At 76.5% G+C, this 22,198-nt stretch carries 17 protein-coding genes; 14 read left to right on the top strand and 3 right to left on the bottom strand.

Annotation, left to right across the window (positions count from 1 at the left end; genetic code table 11):
- The first annotated feature begins 1,045 nt into the window (after window positions 1–1,045).
- From GWJ10_RS12000 to GWJ10_RS12060, 13 genes are all read left to right on the top strand, one after another.
- Window positions 1,046–1,879 carry a hypothetical protein gene (locus GWJ10_RS12000; protein WP_163187708.1) on the top strand — a complete coding sequence of 278 codons (834 nt, stop codon included), beginning with the start codon at window positions 1,046–1,048 and terminating at the stop codon, window positions 1,877–1,879.
- Window positions 1,876–2,898, top strand: a complete 1,023-nt coding sequence (locus GWJ10_RS12005; protein WP_163187710.1) for an HAD-IIA family hydrolase — start codon at window positions 1,876–1,878, stop codon at window positions 2,896–2,898. The genes GWJ10_RS12000 and GWJ10_RS12005 overlap by 4 nt, the downstream gene beginning before the upstream one ends.
- 149 nt (window positions 2,899–3,047) lie before the next feature.
- Window positions 3,048–3,251, top strand: coding sequence for a hypothetical protein (locus GWJ10_RS12010; RefSeq protein WP_076404980.1), 204 nt, complete (start codon window positions 3,048–3,050; stop codon window positions 3,249–3,251).
- 2 nt (window positions 3,252–3,253) lie between these two features.
- Window positions 3,254–4,321: a TlyA family RNA methyltransferase gene (locus GWJ10_RS12015; RefSeq protein WP_277394952.1), complete on the top strand. Its 1,068-nt coding sequence runs from the start codon at window positions 3,254–3,256 to the stop codon at window positions 4,319–4,321.
- Complete coding sequence (locus GWJ10_RS12020; protein ID WP_076404978.1) at window positions 4,318–5,319, top strand: NAD kinase; 1,002 nt, start codon at window positions 4,318–4,320, stop codon at window positions 5,317–5,319. Before GWJ10_RS12015 ends, GWJ10_RS12020 begins: the two co-directional genes overlap by 4 nt.
- Window positions 5,320–5,321: 2 nt before the next feature.
- On the top strand, window positions 5,322–7,052 hold the full coding sequence (recN, locus tag GWJ10_RS12025) for a DNA repair protein RecN (protein WP_043658037.1): 1,731 nt from the start codon (window positions 5,322–5,324) through the stop codon (window positions 7,050–7,052).
- A 6-nt stretch (window positions 7,053–7,058) separates the two neighbouring features.
- Window positions 7,059–8,246, top strand: a complete 1,188-nt coding sequence (steA, locus tag GWJ10_RS12030) for a putative cytokinetic ring protein SteA (RefSeq protein ID WP_021482582.1) — start codon at window positions 7,059–7,061, stop codon at window positions 8,244–8,246.
- A gap of 124 nt (window positions 8,247–8,370) precedes the next feature.
- Window positions 8,371–9,465, top strand: a complete 1,095-nt coding sequence (locus GWJ10_RS12035) for a copper transporter (RefSeq protein ID WP_163187712.1) — start codon at window positions 8,371–8,373, stop codon at window positions 9,463–9,465.
- 1 nt (window position 9,466) lies between these two features.
- A complete protein-coding gene (locus GWJ10_RS12040; RefSeq protein WP_163187714.1) occupies window positions 9,467–10,306 on the top strand; it encodes a hypothetical protein in 840 nt (279 codons plus the stop codon).
- Window positions 10,303–12,042, top strand: a complete 1,740-nt coding sequence (locus GWJ10_RS12045; RefSeq protein ID WP_241005783.1) for a lipid II flippase MurJ — start codon at window positions 10,303–10,305, stop codon at window positions 12,040–12,042. The genes GWJ10_RS12040 and GWJ10_RS12045 overlap by 4 nt, the downstream gene beginning before the upstream one ends.
- Before the next feature lie 137 nt (window positions 12,043–12,179).
- Window positions 12,180–13,853 (top strand): CTP synthase, encoded by a 1,674-nt coding sequence (locus GWJ10_RS12050; RefSeq protein WP_228485407.1) that lies wholly within the window; start codon window positions 12,180–12,182, stop codon window positions 13,851–13,853.
- A complete protein-coding gene (locus GWJ10_RS12055; RefSeq protein ID WP_061268231.1) occupies window positions 13,854–14,489 on the top strand; it encodes an NUDIX hydrolase in 636 nt (211 codons plus the stop codon). It begins immediately after the preceding gene.
- Window positions 14,490–14,541: 52 nt separating this feature from the next.
- Window positions 14,542–18,024 (top strand): BTAD domain-containing putative transcriptional regulator, encoded by a 3,483-nt coding sequence (locus GWJ10_RS12060; RefSeq protein ID WP_163187716.1) that lies wholly within the window; start codon window positions 14,542–14,544, stop codon window positions 18,022–18,024.
- Between the two features lie 21 nt (window positions 18,025–18,045).
- Here GWJ10_RS12060 and GWJ10_RS12065 read toward each other — a convergent pair whose 3' ends face one another.
- Window positions 18,046–18,900: an ABC transporter permease gene (locus tag GWJ10_RS12065; protein WP_163187718.1), complete on the bottom strand. Its 855-nt coding sequence runs from the start codon at window positions 18,898–18,900 to the stop codon at window positions 18,046–18,048.
- Complete coding sequence (locus GWJ10_RS12070; RefSeq protein ID WP_076404972.1) at window positions 18,897–19,949, bottom strand: ATP-binding cassette domain-containing protein; 1,053 nt, start codon at window positions 19,947–19,949, stop codon at window positions 18,897–18,899. The genes GWJ10_RS12065 and GWJ10_RS12070 overlap by 4 nt, the downstream gene beginning before the upstream one ends.
- A gap of 279 nt (window positions 19,950–20,228) precedes the next feature.
- On the opposite strand from GWJ10_RS12070, the gene GWJ10_RS12080 reads away from it, so the two are divergent.
- Window positions 20,229–21,236: a patatin-like phospholipase family protein gene (locus tag GWJ10_RS12080; protein ID WP_206158404.1), complete on the top strand. Its 1,008-nt coding sequence runs from the start codon at window positions 20,229–20,231 to the stop codon at window positions 21,234–21,236.
- Window positions 21,237–21,285: 49 nt separating this feature from the next.
- On the opposite strand, the gene GWJ10_RS12085 is transcribed toward GWJ10_RS12080, so the two are convergent.
- The gene (locus GWJ10_RS12085) at window positions 21,286–22,152 is read right to left on the bottom strand and encodes a COX15/CtaA family protein (protein WP_233140080.1); all 867 of its coding nucleotides are present in this window, start codon (window positions 22,150–22,152) and stop codon (window positions 21,286–21,288) included.
- Window positions 22,153–22,198: the final 46 nt, after the last annotated feature.

Consider the following 22,198-nt stretch of genomic DNA (forward strand, 5'->3'; position numbering starts at 1 on the left):
AACCCGGAAGCTAAGCCCTTCAGCGCCGATGGTACTGCCCTGGAGACGGGGTGGGAGAGTAGGACGCCGCCGGACAACCCTTCACCGAAGGCCCACCCCACACGGGGTGGGCCTTCGGCATTTCCGCGCCCAGCACGCCGACTCGCTGGTGCCGCAGCACGCCGTGCAGAGCGCGTGCGAGAGTCGCCGACCGGACGCCACCGCGCGTCCGCCGTCGGGTGCGAAGCCAGGCTGCCGCATCGTGAGCAGGTCGCCGGTGACACGGCACGAGCCTCGTCGTCCCGTCGTGGGAGGATGGCCTGCGCAAACTTCAGAACGAGAGGGAACCCCGGTGAACGACACCCCCCGTGAGCCCGAGCCGGATCGTCCGTCCTCGGGCGACGACCGCGGCGGTCGCCGCGACCGTGACGGCCGGCAGGATCCTCCCCGTGAGGGACGTGGCCGGCAGGGCGGCGCGCCGTCGGGCGACCGCCGTGGCGGGCCCGCCCGGGGAGCGGGCCGAGGCGCCGGGGACCAGCGGGGCCGCGGCGAGGGCGGATACCGTGGTCGGCGCGACGACGACCGGGGCCGCCCGGGCGGTGACCGGCCCGCGCGGGACGGCGCGAGCCGCGGTACCGGCGGACGCCCGGACCGCGACCGTCGCGACGGGTCTCGCGGCAGCGGTGACGCCCGGAGCGGCGACCGCTCCGAGCGTCGAGGTGCCTGGGGCGAGCGTGGCGACGCGTCGCGCGGTCCGCGGCGGGAGTACGGCGCAGGCCGTGACGACCGGTCTCGTCCTCGCGACGGTGACAGCGGGTCGCGTCCGTGGCGTGACGGTGCGGACCGTCCGGCACGGGGCGGCGACGCGGGTCGGGGTCGCTTCGACCGCGACTCCGCGGGCGGGCGCCGGGGACCGGGCGGACCGCGCGACGATCGCCGCGGTGGTGACCGTCCCGGTGGCGAGCGCCGGGGTCACGCCCCGCGCGCCGGGGCGGGTCGCGACCGCGAGGGTTTCGACCGCCGTCCCGAGCCCCGACACCCTGCCGGTCCGGACCTGCCCGAGGACGTGCAGATCTCCCAGCTCGACCGCGCCGCGCGCGGCAGGCTCCGGACACTGAGCAAGGACACCGCCGAGGTCGTCGGGCGCCACCTCGTCATGGCCGGCCGCCTCATCGATACCGACCCCGAGCTCGCGTACGAGCACGCCCAGGCCGCGGTGCGTCGTGCGGGTCGCGTCGACGTGGCGCGCGAGGCCGCGGGCCTGACCGCCTACCGGACCGGTCGGTACGCCGAGGCGCTGCGCGAGCTGCGCACGGTGCGCCGTCTCAACGGGTCGTCGGAGCACCTGCCGATCATGGCCGACTGCGAGCGCGGTCTGGGGCGGCCCGAGCGCGCGCTCGCCCTCGCGTCGTCGGACGAGGCCGCGACCCTGGACGACGTCGGCCGGACCGAGCTGGCGATCGTCGTGAGCGGCGCGCGCGTCGACCTCGGCGAGCTCGACGCCGCTCTCGCGGCGCTCGACAACGTGCCGCCGGTCGGCCGCGGCGGCGAGCTCGGCGCCCGCGTGCTCCAGGCGCGCGCGTCCGTCCTGGAGCTCGCCGGCCGCACGGAGGAGGCCGCCGAGATCCTCGCCGGCATCGACGCGCGCCTGCTGGCGGCCGCGCTCGGCGAGGAGGACGAGGACGTCGTCGTCTACGACCTGAGCGAGGAGCTCGAGGAGGCGGACGAGGACGCGGACGGCTCGGAAGAGCCCGACGCCACGACCGACGAGCCCGGCGGTGCTCCCGAGGCGGACGAGCCCGGGCCGGCGTCGTCCGGCTCGGACGAGCGCGAGACGGACGAGCGCGAGACGGACGAGCGCGAGACGGACCAGCGCGAGACGGACGGGGGCGACCGGTGAGCGCGGGCCTGCTCGCGAGCGACGTCGCCCTCGCGGACCGCTACGACCTCGCGCTCGTCGACCTCGACGGGGTCGCGTACCGCGGGCACGAGCCGATCGAGCACGCGTCCGAGGGCCTCACGGCCGCGCGGGGGCGCGGGATGCGGCTCGTCTTCGTGACGAACAACGCGTCCCGCGAGCCCGAGTCGGTCGCGGAGCAGCTCACCGGTCTCGACATCCCGACGACGCCGGACGAGGTGATGACCGCGGCGCAGGCCGCCGCGGCCCTCCTGCGGACCCGGCTCGAGCCGGGTGCGCGCGTCCTCGTCGTCGGTGGCGCGGGTCTGCTGACGGCGGTCCGCGAGGCGGGCTTCGTCGTCGTGGCGAGCGCGGACGACGAGCCGGACGCCGTCGCGCAGGGTTTCGCGCCCGAGCTCGGCTGGACCCAGCTCGCCGAGGCCGCCTACGCCGTCCAGCGCGGTGCCTGGCACGTGGCGAGCAACCTCGACCTGTCCCTCCCGACGGCCCGCGGGTTCGCGCCGGGCAACGGGGCGCTCGTCGGGGCGGTGCGGGCCGCCACGGGCGTGACGCCCGACAGCGCGGGCAAGCCGTCGCCCACGATGTACGGCCTCGCGATCGACCGGGCAGGCGCGCGGGCGCCGCTGGTCGTCGGCGACCGCCTGGACACCGACCTCGCCGGAGCGCGTGCCGGGGGCTACCCCGGTCTGCACGTGCTCACGGGCGTGAGCACCGCGCGGGACGCGATCCTCGCGGAGCCCGGGCTGCGGCCCCACTACGTGGGCGCAGACCTGCGCAGCCTCCTGGAGCCGCACCCCGCGCCCGAGCGCGGCGCCGAGGGCTGGTGGACGTGCGGTGACACCGCGGCGCGCGTCGACGACGGCGTACTCCGGCTGGACGTGCGTGGCGCGGCGACGATCGACACGGTGCGGGCCGCGGCGTCGGCCGCCTGGGCGGCGGTCGACGAGGGCCTGCCCGTCGACCCGGCGAGCGTCCCCGACCTCCCGGTGGGGACGCACTGACGGCACGTGGGGCGGACCACGGCGGCGACGCGCGGCGCGCGGCGCGCTTCCGGCACCGCGCGCGGTCGTCCGTGGGACGCTACCGGTAGCGTGGTCCGCGGTCCCGGGGCGACGCCCCGGGCGACGAGCGACCAGACAGGAGGCAGGACATGACGGACGGTCCGCAGCGACCCGTGCCCGGTCCGCCTCCGGGCCGCGCCACCGACCCGGGCGCCGGCGACGCGGAGGGGGCCCTCGAGCCCGTGCTCGCTCGCCTCGCCGATCTGGACGGCCTCGCGACCACCGACCACGTGGGGGTGCTGGAGGCCGTGCATGACGCGCTGGTCGCCGAGCTGGCCCGCGCGGAGGACTGAGCGTGGGGGAGCGGGACGACGCCCGGCTGGACGGCGAGCTCGTCCGGCGCGGGCTCGCACGGTCGCGTCGGCACGCGGCGGAGCTCGTCGCGGCGGGCCGCGTGACGCGTGCCGGGACGGTGCTCACCAAGCCGTCGACCGGTGTCCGCCCGGAGGACGTCGTCGAGGTGGCCCCCGACCCGCACGACCCGGGCTACGCGTCCCGGGCCGCGTTCAAGCTCGCGGGCGTCCTCGACGCGCTCGACGCGGTCGCGGGCGAGAGCTCGGCGGAGTCGGGGGCGCTGCCCCGCGGCCCGGTGGTCGACGGCGCGCGGTGCCTCGACCTCGGTGCGTCGACCGGGGGTTTCACCGACGTGCTGCTGCGGCGCGGCGCGCGCGAGGTCGTCGCGGTCGACGTGGGCCACGACCAGCTCGTGCCCGCGCTGCGCGCCGACCCGCGCGTCGTCGTGCACGAAGGGCTCAACGTGCGCGACCTGTCGCCCGCGCACGTGGGGGTCGTGCCCGACGTCGTGGTCGGCGACCTCTCGTTCATCTCGCTGGCGATGGTCCTGCCCGCGGTGGCGGGCGTCGTCGGGCCCGGGACGGACCTCCTGCTGCTCGTGAAGCCCCAGTTCGAGGTCGGCCGCGAGCGGCTCGGCAGCGGCGGGGTCGTGCGCGACCCGGCGCTGCACGTCGAGGTCGTCGCCGCGGTCGCGCGGCACGCCGCGCTGGTCGGCCTGCGGCCGCTCGCCGTCGTGCCGAGCCCGCTCCCCGGTCCGAGCGGCAACCGCGAGTACTTCTGGTGGCTGCGCGCGGGCGACCCGGGCCGGGCCGACGGCGCGGCGTTCGAGGACGAGGCGCTCGAGGCCGCCGCGGCGCAGGCCGTCGCGTGGCAGCCGGGGCCCGACGGCGGCCCGCCCCCGGTCGTCGCGGTCGCCCGCGCCGTGCCCTCTTCCGTCGACCTGTCCGCGGAACCGCCCGCCGAGACGTCCGCCCGACCTTCCGCCGGGGCCGTCCCGCCATCGGCACCGCACGCCGCACCGGGTGCGACCGAGACCACCGACCGACCCCTGACCGGAGGAGCAGCGTGACGCGACGCGTCCTGATCGTCACCCACGGCGGCCGCCCCGAGGCGGTCGTCGCGCTGCACGAGGCGGTGAGCGAGCTCGAGCGCGCCGGGTTCGAGGTGACGCTGCACGACGACGACCTCGCGGAGTCGTTCGGCGACCACATGGCGCGCACGCGGGCGCGCGAGGGCGTCGCGGAGTCCGAGGTCGTCATCGTGCTCGGCGGTGACGGCACGATCCTGCGGGCCGCGGAGCTCACCCACGGCACGGGCGTGCCGCTGCTGGGCGTGAACCTGGGCCACGTCGGGTTCCTGGCGGAGAGCGAGCGCGAGGACCTGCGCGCCGCGGTGGGCCGTCTCGCGGCGTTCGACTACACGGTCGAGGAGCGCACGATCGTCGAGGTGCGCGCCTACCTGCCGGGAGAGCCGGAGCCGCTCGTCGGCTGGGCGCTCAACGAGGCGACGGTGGAGAAGGCGCAGCGCGAGCGCATGATCGAGGTCGTGCTCGGCGTCGACGGCCGCCCGCTCTCGTCGTTCGGGTGCGACGGCGTCATCACGGCGACCGCGACGGGGTCGACGGCGCACGCGTTCTCGGCCGGCGGGCCCGTGATGTGGCCCGAGGTCGACGCGGTGCTCGTCGTGCCGCTCGCGGCGCACGCGCTGTTCGCGCGCCCGCTCGTCGTCGGTCCCCGCTCGACGATCACGGTCGACGTCCTGCCCGACTCGGCGTCGTCGGGCGTCCTCACGTGCGACGGCCGCCGCCGCATCGACCTGCCGAACGGCTCGCGCGTCGAGGTGCGGCGCTCGGACACGCCGCTGCGTCTCGCGCGCCTGAGCACGGCGCCGTTCACGGACCGGCTGGTGTCGAAGTTCTCGCTGCCGGTGGTCGGGTGGCGCGAGCGCGCGGCGAGCGTCGCCGCGACGGCGGGCACCGCCGCGGAGCGCGCCGCCGCCGCTCCGGACGGCGCGGGCGAGACGGCCAGGCTCCCGGGCGACGGGGGCACCACGGACGAGGAGGAGTGAGCGTGCTCGAGGAGATCGCGATCGAGAACCTCGGGGTCATCCGGTCGGCGCGCGTCCCGGTCGGCGCCGGGCTGACGGTGATCACGGGCGAGACGGGTGCCGGCAAGACGATGGTCCTCACCGGCCTCGGCCTGCTCATGGGCGGCAAGGCGGACCCGGCGACGGTGCGACCGGGCGCGGCGAGCGCCGTCGTGGAGGGCCGGGTGCGCGTCGCGGACCGCCCGGCGGTCGCGCAGCGCGTCGACGACGCGGGCGGGCAGGTCGACGACGACGGCTCGGTCGTCATCCTGCGCACGGTCGCCGCGGAGGGCCGCTCGCGAGCGCACCTCGGCGGGCGCAGCGTCCCGCAGGGCGTCCTCGCCGAGATCGCCGACGACCTCGTCACGGTGCACGGCCAGTCGGACCAGCTCCGGCTGCGCACCGCGAGCCGACAGCGCACGGCGCTCGACGCGTTCGCCGGGCCGCAGCACGCCGAGCTCCTCGGGCAGTACCGCGAGGCGTGGGCCGAGCGGTCGGCGCTGCAGGCGCAGATCGACGACATCGAGACGCGCGCGGGCGAGCGCGCCCGCGAGGCGGAGCTGCTGCGCCTCGGGCTCGCCGAGGTCGAGCGGGTCGCGCCCCAGCCGGGCGAGGACGTCGAGCTCACCGCGCTCGTCGCGCGGCTCGGGAACGTCGAGGAGCTCCGGGTCGCCGCGCAGCTCGCCCACGACGCCGTCGCGGGCGACGAGGCCGCCGAGCCGCAGGAGAACGCCGTCGTGTCGGTCGACCGCGCGCGCCGCGCGCTCGAGTCGGTGGCCGGGACGGATCCCGCGCTCGCCCGCCTCGCAGAGCGGCTCGCCGAGGTGGGGTACGTGCTGGCCGACGTGGCCACGGAGATCTCGGGCTACGTCGAGGACCTGGCGGCGGACCCGGCGGGACTCGAGTCCGCGCACGCGCGCCTCGCCGAGCTGGGGACGCTCACGCGCAGCTACGGGGAGACGGTCGACGACGTCCTCGCCTGGGCGAGCGACGCGGGGCTGCGGCTCCTGGACCTGGACGACGGCGGCGAGCGGCTCCAGGCCGCGACGGCGCGCCGCGACGAGCTGGACGCGGAGCTGGACCGGCTCGGCACGGCGATCACGGCCTCGCGCGAGCGGGCCGCCGCCGAGCTCGCCGCGGCCGTGACCGACGAGCTGCGCGGGCTCGCGATGGGCGGGGCGAGCCTCGTCGTGGACGTCGAGCGGGCCGAGGAGCCCGGCCCGTGGGGCGTCGACGCGGTGACGTTCTCGCTCGTCGCGCACGCGGGCGCTCCCGCCCGCCCGCTGGGCAAGGGGGCGTCGGGCGGCGAGCTGTCGCGCGTCATGCTCGCGATCGAGGTCGCGCTCGCGACGGCCGCGGTGGACGGCACCGGCCAGGTGCTGCCCACGTTCGTGTTCGACGAGGTCGACGCGGGGGTCGGGGGCAAGGCGGCCGTCGAGGTAGGTCGGCGGCTCGCGTCGCTCGCGCGGCGCACCCAGGTCGTCGTCGTCACCCACCTCGCGCAGGTCGCCGCGTTCGCGGACGTGCAGCTCGTCGTCACGAAGGCGTCGGGCGAGGGCGACCCGTCGACCGCGGTCACGGTCACCGGTGTGCGCGAGGTCACCGGGGAGGAGCGCGTCCGCGAGCTCGCGCGGATGCTCTCGGGCCAGGAGGACTCCGACGCGGCCCGCCGCCACGCGGTGGAGCTTCTGGAGTCGTCGGTCGTGGGACGATAGGGCACGATGAGACTCACTCTGCGCAAAGCCTCCCTGCCGGAGGCCGGGTCCGGCACGCTCGGCCCGGCCAAGGTCGACGCGCGCACGAAGGCGCTCACGAAGCGGCTCAACCCGGGCGACGTCGCGGTGATCGATCACGTCGACATCGACCGGGTCGCTGCCGACGCGCTCGTCGCCGCGAAGCCGTCCGCCGTGCTCAACGCGGCCAAGTCGGTCTCCGGCCGCTACCCGAACCTCGGCCCCGACGTCCTCGTCGAGGCCGGCATCGTGCTCGTCGACGACCTCGGCCCCGCGATCATGGCGATCCCCGAGGGACGCGTGGTACGGCTCGACGGCGGCAAGGTCTACCTGGGCGACGACCTCGTCGCCGAGGGCGTGCTGCAGAGCGAGGAGACGGTCGCGCGCAGCCTCGAGGAGGCGCGCGCCAACCTCTCGGTCGAGATCGAGTCGTTCGCCGAGAACACGATGAACTACCTGCGCCGCGAGCGGGACCTCCTGCTCGACGGCGTCGGCGTCCCGGACATCCGCACGTCCATCGAGGGGCGTCAGGTCCTCATCGTCGTGCGCGGCTACCACTACCGCGAGGACCTCGCGACGCTGCGCCCCTACATCACCGAGTACCGCCCGGTGCTCATCGGCGTGGACGGCGGCGCGGACGCGATCCTCGACGCGGGGTGGAAGCCCGACATGATCGTCGGCGACATGGACTCGGTCTCCGACCGCGCGCTGAGCAGCGGCGCGGAGATCGTCGTGCACGCCTACCGCGACGGCAAGGCGCCCGGTCTCGAGCGCGTGCAGGAGCTCGGCGTCGAGCCCGTCGTCTTCCCGGCGACCGGCACGAGCGAGGACATCGCGATGCTCCTCGCCGACGACAAGGGCGCCGAGGTGATCGTGGCCGTCGGCACGCACGCGACGCTCGTCGAGTTCCTCGACAAGGGCCGTGCGGGCATGGCGAGCACGTTCCTCACCCGGCTCCGGGTCGGCGGCAAGCTCGTCGACGCCAAGGGCGTGTCGCGCCTGTACCGGCACCGGATCTCCAACCTCCAGCTCTGGCTCCTGTCGATCGCCGGGCTCCTCGCCGTCGTCGCGGCGCTGTGGTCGACGGCGGCGGGCCAGACGTTCTTCGGGATCGTGGGCGCCCGGTTCGACGACCTCTGGTCGTGGATCGGGACGCTCTTCTCGGGCGGCGGCTGATCCCGCCGGGCCGTCGTGGTCGACGGCCCGCGCACGTGCCTGCGGCCCGTGCCCTCCGGCGGCCAGCGCCGACCCTGACCCTTGCCAGCACGCAGCAGCTCGAACCGAAGGACACCACCGCACAGTGATCGACTTCAGGTACCACATCGTCTCGTTGATCTCGGTCTTCCTGGCGCTCGCCGTGGGGATCATCCTCGGCGCGGGCCCGCTCCAGGGCGCGATCGGCGACCAGCTCACCGGGCAGGTGGAGCAGCTGCGCACCGAGCGCAACGAGCTGCGCGACCAGCTCGACCAGGCGAACGTGACGCTCGGCGACGACGCACGGTACATCGAGGCCGCAGGTCCGCAGCTCGTCGCGGGCTCCCTCCAGGACCGTCGCGTGGCGGTCGTCGACCTGGACGGGGCGGACGACGAGCGCGACGACGCGATCGCCGCGCAGCTCGAGACGGCCGGTGCGTCCGTCGTCGGGCACGTGCGCCTCACGGACTCGTGGACGAGCCAGGACGAGGAGAGCGCGCGGCAGACGGTGGCCGAGGGCCTCGGCGACAAGCTGGGGGACGTCCCGCAGGACGCGACCCCCGAGCAGCGCCTCTCGCGCGCGCTCGCGCTGTCGCTCACCGGGGCGGCGCCGTCGAGCACGGAGGAGCGCAGTCCCGAGGCGCTCGAGCTCGAGGCGCTGCTCGAGCGCTTCGCGCTCGTCGACGTGGTCTCCGAGCAGACGCTGCCGGCGGACGTGGTCCTGCTGCTCGGGGGCTCCGCGCCCTCGTCGGCCACCCCCGCCGCGGAGGGCGAGGAGCCGCCCGCACCCGACACCTATGCGGTCGACATCGAGGTCCAGGTGGCCGTCGCCGCGCAGGAGGTCGCCGGAGCCGCGCTGGTCGCCGGCCCGACGGCGGTCTCGGGCGACGTCGTCTCGACGATCCGCGCGAACGAGGACCTTGCCTCGACCGTCTCGACCGTCAGCGGCATCGAGGCCGAGCCGGGCCGGATCAACGTCCCGCTCGCGCTCGCGGCGCGGCTCGCGGACCAGGTGGGGCAGTTCGGGTTCGAGGAGAATGCGACGGCCGTCCTCCCGCCCGCGGTGGAGCTCCCGGCGGTGACGCGCACGACGGCGTCCCCCGCCGGCGCGCAGGACGCCGCGGCGGGCGACACCACGGGCGAACCGGCCGGTGACGGGGCCGACGTCGAGCAGGCCGGCGACGGCGCGGGGGAGGGCTGACGTGGGGCGCGCGCTGCGCACGCTCGCGGCCGCCGGCGTCGCCGCGACGGTGACGGCCGCGGTACGCCGCACGACCGGGTCGCGCGCGCCCGGGGGCGCGGAGCGCTGGACCCGGACCAACCACCGGGGCGAGCCGATCAGCCTGCTCGAGGGCCCGGCCGTGGCCGCCGGTCTCGTCGCCGGCACGCTCGCGGCGGGAGGCGACGCCCGCACGCGCGCGGCGGTCGCCCTCGCGACGGCGAGCGCGGGCACGTTCGGCCTCGTCGACGACCTCGCGGAGGACACGACGAGCCGCACCAAGGGGCTGCGCGGCCACCTCGGCGCGCTCGCGCAGGGTCGGGTCACGACGGGTGCGCTGAAGATCCTCGGGATCAGCGGCGTCTCGCTCGTCGCGGCGGCGATCGGCACGCGACGCACGGGCGGTGCCTTCGGGCACCTCGTGGACGTGGGCGTGAACGGCGCGCTCATGGCCGGCACCGCGAACCTGCTCAACCTCCTCGACCTGCGGCCGGGGCGCGCCCTCAAGGTCGCCGGCGCGGCGTCGCTCCCGTACCTCGGCACCGCCGCCGCGCCGACGACGGGCGCCGTCCTGGGTGCCGCCGTCGCCGCGGCCCCGGGGGACCTCGGCGAGCGCGACATGCTCGGCGACTGCGGCGCGAACGCGCTCGGTGCCGCGCTGGGCTCCCAGGTCGCGCTCACGGCGCCCCGCCCGGTGCGCTGGCTCGCGCTCGCGGGCGTCGTGGGGCTCACCCTCGCGAGCGAGAAGGTGAGCTTCTCGAAGGTCATCGAGGGCAACGACGCGCTGCGGCGCGTGGACGCGTGGGGCCGGCGCCCGGCGTGAGCGCGCGGGCGGGGCGGCTGCGCGCCGCCACGGGCACCCTGGCGGGCGCCGCCGCGATGATCACGCTCGTGACGATCGCGAGCCGCCTCGTCGGGTTCGCACGGTCGCTCGTGCAGTCCGCCGCCGTCGGCACCGAGGGCGTCGGGTCGGCGTTCACGGCGGCGAACCTCCTGCCGAACGTGCTGTTCGAGGTCGCCGCGGGCGGCGCGCTCGCCGGCTCGGTGGTCCCGCTCCTCGCCGGGCCCATCGCCCGGCGCGCGGGCGGCGAGGTCTCGCGCATCGCCTCGGCCCTGCTCGGGTGGACGCTCGTCGTGCTCGTCCCGCTCGGGGCGCTGCTCGCGCTCCTCGCGCAGCCGATCGCCGGTCTCCTCATGCGCGAGCACCCGGAGCTCGTCGACGTCACGGCGACCTTCGTGCGCGTGTTCGCCCTCCAGGTCCCGCTGTACGGGCTCGCGGTCGTGCTCGGCAGCATCCTCCAGGCGCACAAGCGGTTCTTCTGGCAGGCGTTCTCGCCGCTCCTGTCGAGCCTCGCGGTCATCGTCGTCTTCCTCGTGTTCGCGGGTCTGGCGGGGGGCCACCAGAAGGACGTCGCCGCGTTGTCGGGCCAGGCCATCGCGTGGCTCGGCTGGGGCACGACGGCGGGCGTCGCCGTCCTCGCGCTGCCCCTCGTGCTCCCCGTGCACCGGCTGGGTGTCCGCCTGCGCCCCACGCTGCGCTTCCCGGGCGGCGAGGCGGTCCGGGCGCGCAGCCTCGCGTTCGCGGGAGTCGGGGCGCTCGTCGCGCAGCAGCTCTCGGTGCTCGCGATCATGGGCGCCGCCTACGAGTTCGGACCGGAGCAGACCTTCCCGACCTACTGGTACGCCCAGCAGGTCTACCTGCTCCCGTACGCGGTGCTGGCGTTCCCGCTCGCGACGAGCACGTTCCCGCGCCTCGCGGAGCACGTCGCGCACGCCCGGCACGACGCCTACCGGCGCCTGCTCGCTGCCACGACGCGCACGCTGCTCGTCGTCGCGGGGCTCGGCGTCGCGGCCCTGATCGCCGCGTCGGCGGCCGTCGAGGCGGTCTTCGCCCGCATCGCGACGGGCTCGGTCGACGGGCTCGGGGGAGCGGTCGCCGCGATGGCGGTGGGCATCGTCGGGTTCTCGCTGATCCTGCACCTGTCCCGCGCGCTGTACACGATCGACCGCCAGCGGGTCGCCGTCGTCGTGACCGCCGCGGGCTGGCTCGTCGTCGCGGCGGCCGCCTACGTGCTCCCCGCCCTCACGGGCGCCCGCGACCAGGCCGGGGTGCTCCTGCAGCTCGGCCTCGCGACCGCGGTCGGGATGTCGGTCGCGGGCGCGGGGCTGCTCCTCGCGACGCGGCGCCACGCCGGCCCGGACGCGACGCGCGGCGTCCCGCGCACCCTCGTCGTCCTCGCGGTCGGCGTGACGCTGGGCGCGCTCGCGGGCTCGGCGCTGTCGAGCGTCCTGCTGCCCGACGACGCGGGCTGGCTGCCCGCCGTCGGCGTCGGCGCCCTCGCGGCCCTCGTCGCGGGGGTGGTGGTGCTCGGCGTCTCGCTCGTCGGCGACCGCGCGGCCCTCCTGGGCGTTCTGCGCCGTGGTGCGCCGGGCGCAGGCGACCCGGCCGCTCCCGGGGCGGGCGACGCCGTCGGGCCCACGACGGACACGCCGGCGGGGGCCGAGCCCGCGGCGGGCGAACCCACGACGAACGGCCCCGGCGACACGTCGCCGAGGTGACGCGCAAGTGACGCGCGCCGGGTCGCGCATCGAGGCGAGGGAGACCTCGCCGTGCCGCCCGGTGTGAGCGGACCGACCCTCGGGTCCGCGTGCCGTCGTCGGGCACGCTGTTAGGATGGAGTTCCGTGGCAGATCACCTGAACCGGCCCTCCTCCCGCCTCAACGCCTCGGGCGCTCGAACCGAGCACCGCACCGCGCACGTCTTCGTCACCGGCGGCGTCGCCTCCTCGCTCGGCAAGGGCCTCACGGCGTCCAGCCTCGGTCGTCTGCTCCGCTCGCGCGGCCTGCGCGTCACCATGCAGAAGCTCGACCCGTACCTCAACGTCGATCCCGGGACGATGAACCCGTTCCAGCACGGCGAGGTGTTCGTCACCGAGGACGGCGCCGAGACGGACCTCGACATCGGCCACTACGAGCGCTTCCTCGACGTCGACCTCGAGGCGTCCGCGAACGTAACGACCGGTCAGGTCTACTCCCAGGTCATCGCGCGCGAGCGGCGCGGCGAGTACCTGGGCGACACGGTCCAGGTCATCCCGCACATCACCGACGAGATCAAGACGCGTATGCGCGCCCAGGCCGGTGAGGACGTCGACGTCATCATCACCGAGATCGGCGGCACCGTCGGCGACATCGAGTCGCAACCCTTCCTCGAGGCGGCCCGCCAGGTGCGCCACGAGCTCGGCCGGGACGACGTCTTCTTCCTCCACGTGTCGCTCGTGCCGTACATCGGTCCGTCGGGCGAGCTCAAGACGAAGCCCACGCAGCACTCGGTCGCGGCGCTGCGGTCCATCGGCATCCAGCCCGACGCGATCGTGCTGCGCGCGGACCGCGTGGTGCCCGAGCCGGTGAAGCGCAAGATCGCCCTCATGTGCGACGTCGACAACGAGGCGGTCGTCAACGCGATCGACGCGCCGAGCATCTACGACATCCCGCGCGTGCTGCACGCGGAGGGCCTCGACGCCTACGTCGTGCGCCGCCTCGGCCTGCCGTTCCACGACGTCGACTGGGACGGCTGGAGCCAGCTCCTCGAGCGCGTGCACCAGCCCGCCCACCGCGTCGAGGTCGCGCTCGTCGGCAAGTACATCGACCTCCCGGACGCCTACCTCTCCGTCACGGAGGCGCTGCGCGCCGGCGGGTTCGCGAACGACGCCAAGGTCACGATCCGCTGGGTCGCGTCCGACGAGTGCCAGACGCCCGAGGGCGCGGACGACGCGCTGCACGGCGTGGACGCCGTCCTCGTGCCCGGCGGGTTCGGCGTGCGGGGCATCGAGGGCAAGCTCGGTGCGCTGCGCTGGGCGCGCGAGCACAAGGTGCCGACCCTCGGCATCTGCCTCGGCCTGCAGTCGATGGTCATCGAGTACGCGCGCAACGTGCTCGGCATCGACGACGCGTCCTCGACCGAGTTCGACCCGGGCACGTCCCACCCCGTCATCGCGACCATGGAGGAGCAGCTCGCGATCGTCGGCGGCGACGGCGACCTCGGCGGCACGATGCGCCTCGGCTCCTACGAGGCCGCGCTCACCCCGGGCTCGGTCGTCGCGAAGACCTACGGCGCGGAGCGCGTCACGGAGCGCCACCGCCACCGCTACGAGGTGAACAACACCTACCGCAAGCAGCTCGAGGAGGCGGGGCTCGTCATCAGCGGGACGTCGCCCGACTCGTCGCTCGTCGAGTTCGTCGAGCTCCCCGCGGACGTCCACCCGTACTACGTGAGCACGCAGGCGCACCCGGAGTTCAAGTCGCGCCCCACGCGTTCGCACCCGCTGTTCAGCGGCCTCGTCCGCGCCGCGCTCGAGAACCAGGCGGACTGAGTGGCCGGCGAGCACCCGGTCGTGGACGCGCTCGCGCCCCGACCGGTCGTCGAGACGACGGTCGTGCACGAGGGTCGCGTGTTCGACCTGCGGTCCGACGTCGTCGACCTCGGCGACGGCGGCCGCGTCACGCGCGAGTACCTCGACCACCCCGGTGCGGTCGCGATCGTCGCCCTCGACGCGGACGAGCGCGTCCTGCTGCTGCGCCAGTACCGCCACCCGGTGCGGCGCGAGCTGTGGGAGGTGCCCGCGGGGCTGCTCGACGTCGTGGGCGAGGACGGGCGCGTCGCGGCGGCCCGCGAGCTCGCCGAGGAGGCGGACCTGCGGGCGGCCCGGTGGGACGTGCTCGTGGACTACTTCACGACGCCCGGCGGGTCCAACGAGGCGCTGCGGGTGTTCCTGGCGCGCGACCTGTCGCCCGTGCCGGACGACGAGCGGTTCGCGCGCGAGGCCGAGGAGCTCGACATCGAGCTGCGCTGGGTCCCGCTCGACGAGGCGGTGTCCGCCGTCCTCGGGGGCGCGCTGCACAACCCGTCGGCGGTCGTCGGGATCCTCGCCGCCGCGACGTCGCGCGCGGGCGGCTGGGCCTCCCTGCGCCCCGCCGACGCGCCGTGGCCCGAGCGCCGCGGGGGCTGACGCGCCCTCGCGGGCGGGACGGCATCGGCCCCGAGGACTAGTGTTCTCCGTCGTGCGCGACCACGAGGACCTCCCGGCACCGCCCGAGACGATCGTGCGCGTCCTCGGGCCGGTCCGCGTGCCCGGGCCCGACGGCCGGGCGGTCGCCCCGCGCGGGCCGCGTGCGGCGGCGCTCGTGGTCGCGCTCGCGCTCGCGGGCGGTCGGACGCTCGGCGTGGCCTCGCTCGTCGAGGACCTGTGGGGCCCGGACGCGCCCCAGGACCCGCGCGCCGCGCTGCAGAGCCTCGTGTCGCGCCTGCGGCGGGACGCGGCGCCGGGGACCGTGCTGTCGCGCTCCGGGGGCTACGCGCTCGGCGCGCCGAGCGACCTCGAGCTCGCACGCGGGGCGCTCGCCCGCGCGCGCGGCGCGCTCGCCCGGGCCCGGGAGAGCGGTCGGGACACCGACGGCGCCGCCGCGGTCGTCGCCGACCTGCGCGGCGCGCTCGCCTCGTGGAGCGACGAGGAGCCCGGCACGGGCGTTCCCGGTCCCGTCGCCCAGGCGCTGCGCACCGAGGCCGCGCGGCTCCGGGCCGGACTGACGGCCGCCCTGCGACCGGCCGCCGCGGTCGCCGGGGACCACGCGACCGTGACGGCGCTGGCGTCCGCGGCGCTCGACGAGGACGCGACCGACGAGGACGCCGCGCGCGACCTCATGACGAGCCTCGCGGCGTCGGGCCGGGAGGGCGAGGCCCTCGCCGCCTACGCGCGCCTGCGGCACGCGCTCGTCCGCGAGCTCGGCACCGACCCGGCCCCGGACCTCCAGCAGCTCGCCGCAGACCTGCTCGGCAGGTCATCGTCTGCGTCCGACGCCTCGCCTGACGCCGTGCCCGGTCCTCCGGCCGCGCGCGGCGGTCCGGGGGACGGCGGGGGACCCCGCCCCGGCGGCGAGCCCCCGGTCGAGGCGGTCGGTCGCACCACGTCCGTGCGTGGCCTGCGGGCGGCGCCGGACGCGCTCGTCGGCCGGGACGAGGACGTCGACGCCGTCCGGGACGCGCTCGCGCGGGCCCGGCTCGTGACCGTCCTCGGCCCCGGCGGTCTCGGCAAGACGCGCCTCGTGCAGGAGGTCGCGCGGCGCACGGCGGCGACCGGCTCGGTCGACCTGGTGGTCGTCGTCGAGCTCGCGGGCGTGCGCTCGGACGACGACGTCGTCGTGGCGCTGGCCGACGGCCTGGGCATCTCGCCGCCGGCCCGCACCGGGCGGCTCGCCGACCGCCTGGCCGCGCCCGAGCTGCGCGAGCAGGTGCTCGACCGGGTACGCGGACGCGCGGCGCTGCTCGTGCTGGACAACTGCGAGCACGTCCTCGACGGCGCCGCGCGCTGGGCCGCCGACCTGCTCGGCGCGGCGCCCGGGCTCGTGGTGCTCACGACGAGCAGGTCGCCGCTCCGGCTCGCCGCCGAGCTCGTCTACCCGCTCGAGCCGCTCGGTGCGGCCGCGGGCGACGGTCCCGCCGTGCGCCTCTTCGTCGAGCGCGCGCACGCGGTCCGGCCGGGCGCGAGCCTGCCGCCCGCCGTCGTCGCGCGGCTGTGCGACCGCCTCGACGGGCTGCCGCTCGCCATCGAGCTCGCCGCGGCGCGCGTGCGGACCCTGAGCGTCGAGGAGGTGGAACGTCACCTCGACGAGCGCTTCGCGCTCCTGCGCTCCGGGGACCGGACCGCCCCGGACCGGCACCGCACGCTCGAGGCGGTGATCGAGTGGAGCTGGAACCTGCTGGGCCCGGCCGAGCAGGACCTGCTGTGCCGCGTCGCCGTCTTCCCGGACGGCTTCTCCGCCGAGGCGGCGCAGGCCGTGTCCGACGCCGGGAGCCGGGCGCCGTCGCGGGCGCCGGCCTGGGAGGTCCTCGACGCGCTCGACGGGCTCGTCGCGCAGTCGCTGCTGCGCGTCACCGAGGACGACGGCGTCGTGCGCTACCGGATGCTCGAGACGGTGCGCGAGTTCGGCGCCCTCCGGCTCGAGGCGACCGGGACGACGGGCCCGGCGCGCGAGGCCGTGCAGCGCTGGGCGGCCCGCCTCGCGACGCGGTGCGCCGACGCGCTCGTGGGCGGGGACCAGGCCGCCGCGGCGACGGACCTGCGCCGCGAGCAGGAGAACCTCGTCTTCGCGCTCCGCGAGGCGGTGCGGGACGAGCGCCCCGACGTCGTCGTGCGCGTGTTCACCGCGCTCACCGGGTCCTGGCTCCTGCTCGGCGTCGAGGACCAGGCCACCGGCCTCGTGGAGGTGGTCCTCGACTCGGTCGTCGGGTGGGACGTGCCGCCCGGCGACGTCCAGCCCGCCGCGCTCGCGCTCGCCGCCGTCGCGGGGGCGAGCGCGTTCGCCCGGCCCGAGCTGACGGCCCGAGCCCTCGGCCGCCTGCGCCGGCTGCTGCGACGCCCCGAGGCCGGGCCGCGCACCCGTGCCCTCGCCCGCCTGCTCACCGTCCGTAGCCAGGACGAGATGGAGGCGACGCTCGCCGGGCTCCGCGCGTCCGACGACGCGTTCGTGGCGATGCTCGCCGAGTTCACGACGGCGCAGACCGCGGAGAACGAGGGTCGGCTCGCCGAGGCCCGGCGCTGGGGCGAGCGCGCGCACGACCGCGCGGTGGCCCGCGGCGACGTCGCGGCCCGCGCCACCACGGCGATGTTCCTCGCGTCGTGCGCGAGCGAGGCGGGGGACGCCGTGGACGTCGGGCGCTGGGCGCGCGCCGCGCGCGGCCACCTGCGGGCCCTCGGCGCGACGGCGACGCTGCAGCAGCTCGACTGGGTCGAGATGTCGGCCGCGGTGACGCTCGGGGAGACGGAGCGTGCCGAGCGGAAGCTCGCGGCGCTCGCGGGCGCGGTCGAGCACGGTCCCGTGGGCCCGGACGTCCCGGCGGACGTGCGGTCCGTCGTCGCGATGGCGCGCGCGGAGGTCGCGGCGCTGCACGGTGACGACGCCGCCGCCCTCGAGCTCTACGGGCAGGCCGCGGCGTCGTTCGACGGAGACGCGCGCTGGTCGCCCTGGTACGTGCTCCTCGTGTCGTCGTGGCTGGTACGTCTCGCCGGGACCGGCGCGGGTGCCGGTCCGGGCGCGTCCGCGGCCCGGGCGCGGGCCGCGGACGTCGCCGCGGAGCTCCGCGAGGTCGTGCTCGCGATGCACCGGGCCCGGCCGCACTTCGTCGACTACCCCGTCGCCGGGACGGCGTTCCTCGCGCTCGGTGTCGCCGCGGTGCTCGACGCCGGCCGGCACCCGGGGCCGGGCATGGAGGAGGGCGCCCTCCTCGTCGCGCTCGCCGAGCGGATGGGCTCGCGCCAGGACCAGCCCGCGCTGCGGCACGAGAGCGCGTGGGCCCAGGTCGCCGCAGCGGCAGGCGCGGACGCCGCGGAGCGCGCCCGGACGAGGGCTCGCGAGCTGTCTCGGGCCGACCTCGCCCGGCAGGGCTTCGCGCTGCTCGCCGCCGCGGACGGGGCCGACGACCCGACCGCCGCGGGCGGCCCGGACGACGACGGGGCCGGCGCCCGTGGGGGCGCCGGCCCCCTCTGAGGACGGCTCGGCCGTGCGGCGTCAGGCCTTGCGCATGTAGGCCCGCACGGTGAGCGGTGCGAACACCGCCACGATGACGGCGGCCCCGACGAGCGAGACCACGGCGTCCGCCCCCAGGCTGCCGGTGTTCGCCAGCTCGCGGACCGCAGTGACGAGGTGCGACACGGGGTTCACGGCGACGAATCCCTGGAGCCAGCCGGGCATCGTGTCGGGCTGCACGAACGCGTTCGACAGGAACGTCAGGGGGAACAGGACGATCATCGAGATGCCCTGCACGCTCGACGCGGTCCGCGCGACGACGCCGAAGAACGCGAAGATCCAGCTCACCGCCCACGAGCAGACGATGACGAGCAGGCCCGCGAGCACGACCGCCCCGAGCCCGCCGCCGGGCCGGTAGCCCATGACGTAGCCCATCGTGAACGTGAGCGTCGTCGCGATGAGGTACCGGACGGTGTCGGCGAGCAGCGCGCCGGACAGCGGCGCGATCCTGGCGATGGGCAGCGACCGGAACCGGTCGAACACGCCCTTGTCCATGTCCTCGCGGAGCTGGGTGCCCGTGACGACCGACGTCGTGATGACGGTCTGCACGAGGATGCCCGGGATGATGGTCGGGAGGTAGCTCCCGACGTCGCCCGCGATCGCCCCGCCGAAGATGTACGTGAACATCAGCGTGAAGAGGATCGGCTGGAGCGTCACGTCGAACAGCTGCTCCGGCGTGCGCTTGATCTTCAGCAGGCCGCGGTAGGCCATGGTCAGGGTGTGCTCGGCGGTCGCGCGGAGCGACGGCCGGTCGGCGAGGACGCGGTCGGCGCCGGCCTCGATCCGGCCTCGTGCCGTGGGGACGGCCGGTGCGGTGGTCGTGGTGGTGGTGCTCATCGCAGCGCCGCCTCTCGTGTCGTGGCCGCGCGGTCGCCGCGCGGGCCGGGGCCAGAGTCCGTCGGGCCGGGATCCGTCGGGCCGGGGTCGTCGTCGGCCGGGCTGCCCGCCGCGGTGCCGTGCCCGGTGAGCGTGAGGAAGACCTCGTCGAGGCTGGGCTTGTCCATGCTCAGCGAGCCGACCTCGATCCGGGCCTCGCGCAGGCGCACGAGGAGGTCGGTCACCGAGCCCGGTCCGGGCACGGGGACGGTGAGCCGTCGGGCCTCGGGGGAGACGGTCGCGGTGAGGCCGAGGGTGCGCTCGACGATCTCCAGCGCGGGCCCCACGTCGTCGCCGTGGGCGAGCGAGAGCTGCAGCGACTGGTCGCCGACGGCGTCCTTGAGGTCGTCCGCGGTGCCCTCCGCCACGACGCGCCCGCGGTCGATCACCGCGATGCGGTCCGCGAGCTGGTCCGCCTCGTCGAGGTACTGCGTCGTCAGCAGGACCGTCGAGCCGCTCGCGACGAGGTCGCGGATCGTGCCCCACATCTGGGCGCGCGTGCGCGGGTCGAGGCCCGTCGTCGGCTCGTCGAGGAAGATGAGGGGCGGCTGGGCGATGAGGCTCGCGGCGAGGTCCAGCCGGCGGCGCATGCCGCCCGAGAAGTTCTTCAGCGGTCGCGACGCCGCCTCGGAGAGGCCGAACGCGTCGAGCAGCTCCGCGGCCTTGCGCCGTGCCTGCCCGCGGGAGAGCCCCAGCAGCCGCCCGAAGATCACGAGGTTCTCCGTCGCGCTGAGCGTCTCGTCGACGGACGCGTACTGACCCGTCACGCCGATGAGCTGGCGCACCCGGTGGGGGTGCGCGACGACGTCGTGCCCGAACACGCGGGCCTGACCGGCGTCGGGACGCAGGAGCGTGGCGAGCATGCTGATGGTCGTCGTCTTGCCGGCGCCGTTGGGCCCGAGGACCCCGTAGACGGTGCCCGTGCGCACGGTGAGGTCCACGCCGTCGACGGCGCGGTGCGCGCCGAAGACCTTCACGAGGCCCTCGGCCTCGATCGCGGGGATGGTCATGTGTCCTCCTGGTCGGTGGGTTCACGACCAGGCTGGACGGGTGGCCTCGCACCGCGCTGTCACGGGAGCGCGGCCCGCTGTCACGCCGCTGTCACGCCGACGCGCAGCCGTCGTCCTCGGCGGCGCGTGCTAGCGTCGACGACGGTCGTGAACCGAGCCGAGGAGGTGAGCCCCGTGAACCCTGTGTCCGTACCGGGCGCTCCCTCGCTGCCCACGATCGCGCGACGGCCGTAGCCGTCCCCGGGAGCGCTCGCCGCACCATCGCGAGAGGCGACTCCCATGAGCACCACCACACCTTCTTCTGCACCCGGCTCCTCAGCAGGCGCCGCGGCCCCCGGCCCGGCGGCAGCGTCGGTCCCGGCCCCGGCCCCGGCCCCGGTCCCGGTCCCGGCCCCGGCCCCGTCGACGGGCGAGCGCGCCCTCGTGCTCGGGGGCGGCGGGTCCACCGGCAACGCGTGGCTGATCGGCGTCGTCGCCGGTCTCGCCGACGCCGGGGTCGACGTCACGACGGCCGACCTCACGGTCGGGACGTCGGCCGGCGCCACCGCCGCGGCGCAGCTCGCCGGCGCGACGCCCGCCGAGCTCTACGCCGCCGTCGTCGCCGGAGCCCCGCCGCGGCGCGCACCGGCTCCCGGGCGCGACGACCGCCGGGAGCGGACGCGCCGGGCGGCGGACCAGATGGCGCGCACGGCCGCGCTCATCGCCGCGTCGCGCGACGCGGTGGACATGCGGCGCCGGCTCGGCGCCGCGGCGCTCGACCTCCCGGCGGCCTCGGACGCGTCCGCGCAGGAGCACTGGCGGGCGACGGTCGCGGCGCGCCTGCCGAGCACGGCGTGGCCGCGCCGCGCGCTGCTCCTCACCGCGGTCGACGCGCGGACCGGCGCACCGGTCGTCCTCGGCGCGCACAGCGGGGTCGACCTGGTGGACGCGGTCGCGGCGAGCTGTGCGGGCGGGTTCGCGTACGGCGTCGGGCCGGACCGGTTCATCGACGGCGGGTACCGCCGCAACGAGAACGCCGACGTCGCGGCGGGGTACCGCCGCGTGCTCGTGCTGTCGCCGCTGGGCGGCAGGACGCGGACGCCGCGGGAGTGGGGCATGCAGCTCGACGTGCAGGTCGCGGAGCTGCGCGCGCAGGGCAGCGCGGTCGAGACGCTCGTCCCCGACGCGTCCGCCGAGGGGCTCGTGGGACCGCGGGCGATGGACCTGACGCTGCGCCCGTCCGCCGCCCGCGCGGGCCACGCCCAGGGCGTGGAGGCCGCCGACCACGTCGCGCGCCTCTGGCGCTGAGCGCGGGCCCGGTCCGGCGCGTCGTCCGTCGACGCGCCGGACCCCGGTGTCAGGCGCGCGTGCGGGTCGTGAGGACGACGCGCGTGGACCCGGCGACGAGCAGCGCCGAGCCGAGCATGTGCAGGCCCACGAGCAGCGCGGGCAGGCCCGTGAAGTACTGGACGTAGCCGATCGCGCCCTGGGCGAGCGTGATGGCGAGCAGGATCCACCCGGCGCGACGCACCTCCTGCGGCCCGCGGCGGACGCTCACGAGGTACGCGACGAGGACGGCGACGAAGACCCACACGGCCCACGCGTGGACCTTGCTCATGAGCGCCGGGTCGACGGCGAACCGGTACCCGACCTCCTCGTCACCGCTGTGCGGGCCCGCGCCCGTGACGATCACGCCGAGGACCACGACGACCGCGGTGAGCCCGTACAGCGCCCACGCGAGCGCGCGCGAGCGCGGCGCGACCGTCGGGACGGGCGGGCCGTCGCCCTCCCCGGAGCGGTGCAGCAGCAGCAGCGAGACGGACACGAGCGCCGCCGAGACCACGAAGTGGAGCGACACCCAGCCCGGGTGCAGGTGCAGCAGCACGATGACGCCGCCGATGACGGCCTGCGCGGCGACGCCGAGGAGCGGCACGGCGCCCAGGAGCCGGTAGGACAGGACGCGCGAGCGGTCGGTCCACACGAGCACGAGGGCCGCGATCGCGATCACGCTCAGCACCCCGGTGAGCGTGCGGTTCCCGTACTCGACGAACTGGTGGTACGTCGTCTCCGGGTGGAAGCGCGCCGCGAACTGCCCGGGCTCGCACTGCGGCCACGTGGAGCAGCCGAGGCCCGAGCCGGTGAGCCGGACCGCGCCCCCGGTGACGATGATGCCGATCTGTGCCACGAGGTTGGCGACGAGCACCGGCCGGGTCCAGCGGCGCAGCGGCGCGAGCCGGTCCGGTCGGGCGACGCCGTCGCCGGCGGGGCGG

It is taken from the genome of Cellulosimicrobium sp. SL-1 (assembly GCF_011033075.1).
Lineage (GTDB): Bacteria > Actinomycetota > Actinomycetes > Actinomycetales > Cellulomonadaceae > Cellulosimicrobium > Cellulosimicrobium funkei.

Excerpts from the sequence above, each read along its gene's own strand:
- GWJ10_RS12010 (WP_076404980.1), top strand. The coding sequence starts at position 3,048 with ATGACGGACGGTCCGCAGCGACCCGTGCCCGGTCCGCCTCCGGGCCGC.
- steA (WP_021482582.1), top strand. The coding sequence starts at position 7,059 with ATGAGACTCACTCTGCGCAAAGCCTCCCTGCCGGAGGCCGGGTCCGGC.
- GWJ10_RS12065 (WP_163187718.1), bottom strand. The coding sequence starts at position 18,900 with ATGAGCACCACCACCACGACCACCGCACCGGCCGTCCCCACGGCACGA.
- GWJ10_RS12070 (WP_076404972.1), bottom strand. The coding sequence starts at position 19,949 with ATGACCATCCCCGCGATCGAGGCCGAGGGCCTCGTGAAGGTCTTCGGC.
- GWJ10_RS12080 (WP_206158404.1), top strand. The coding sequence starts at position 20,229 with ATGAGCACCACCACACCTTCTTCTGCACCCGGCTCCTCAGCAGGCGCC.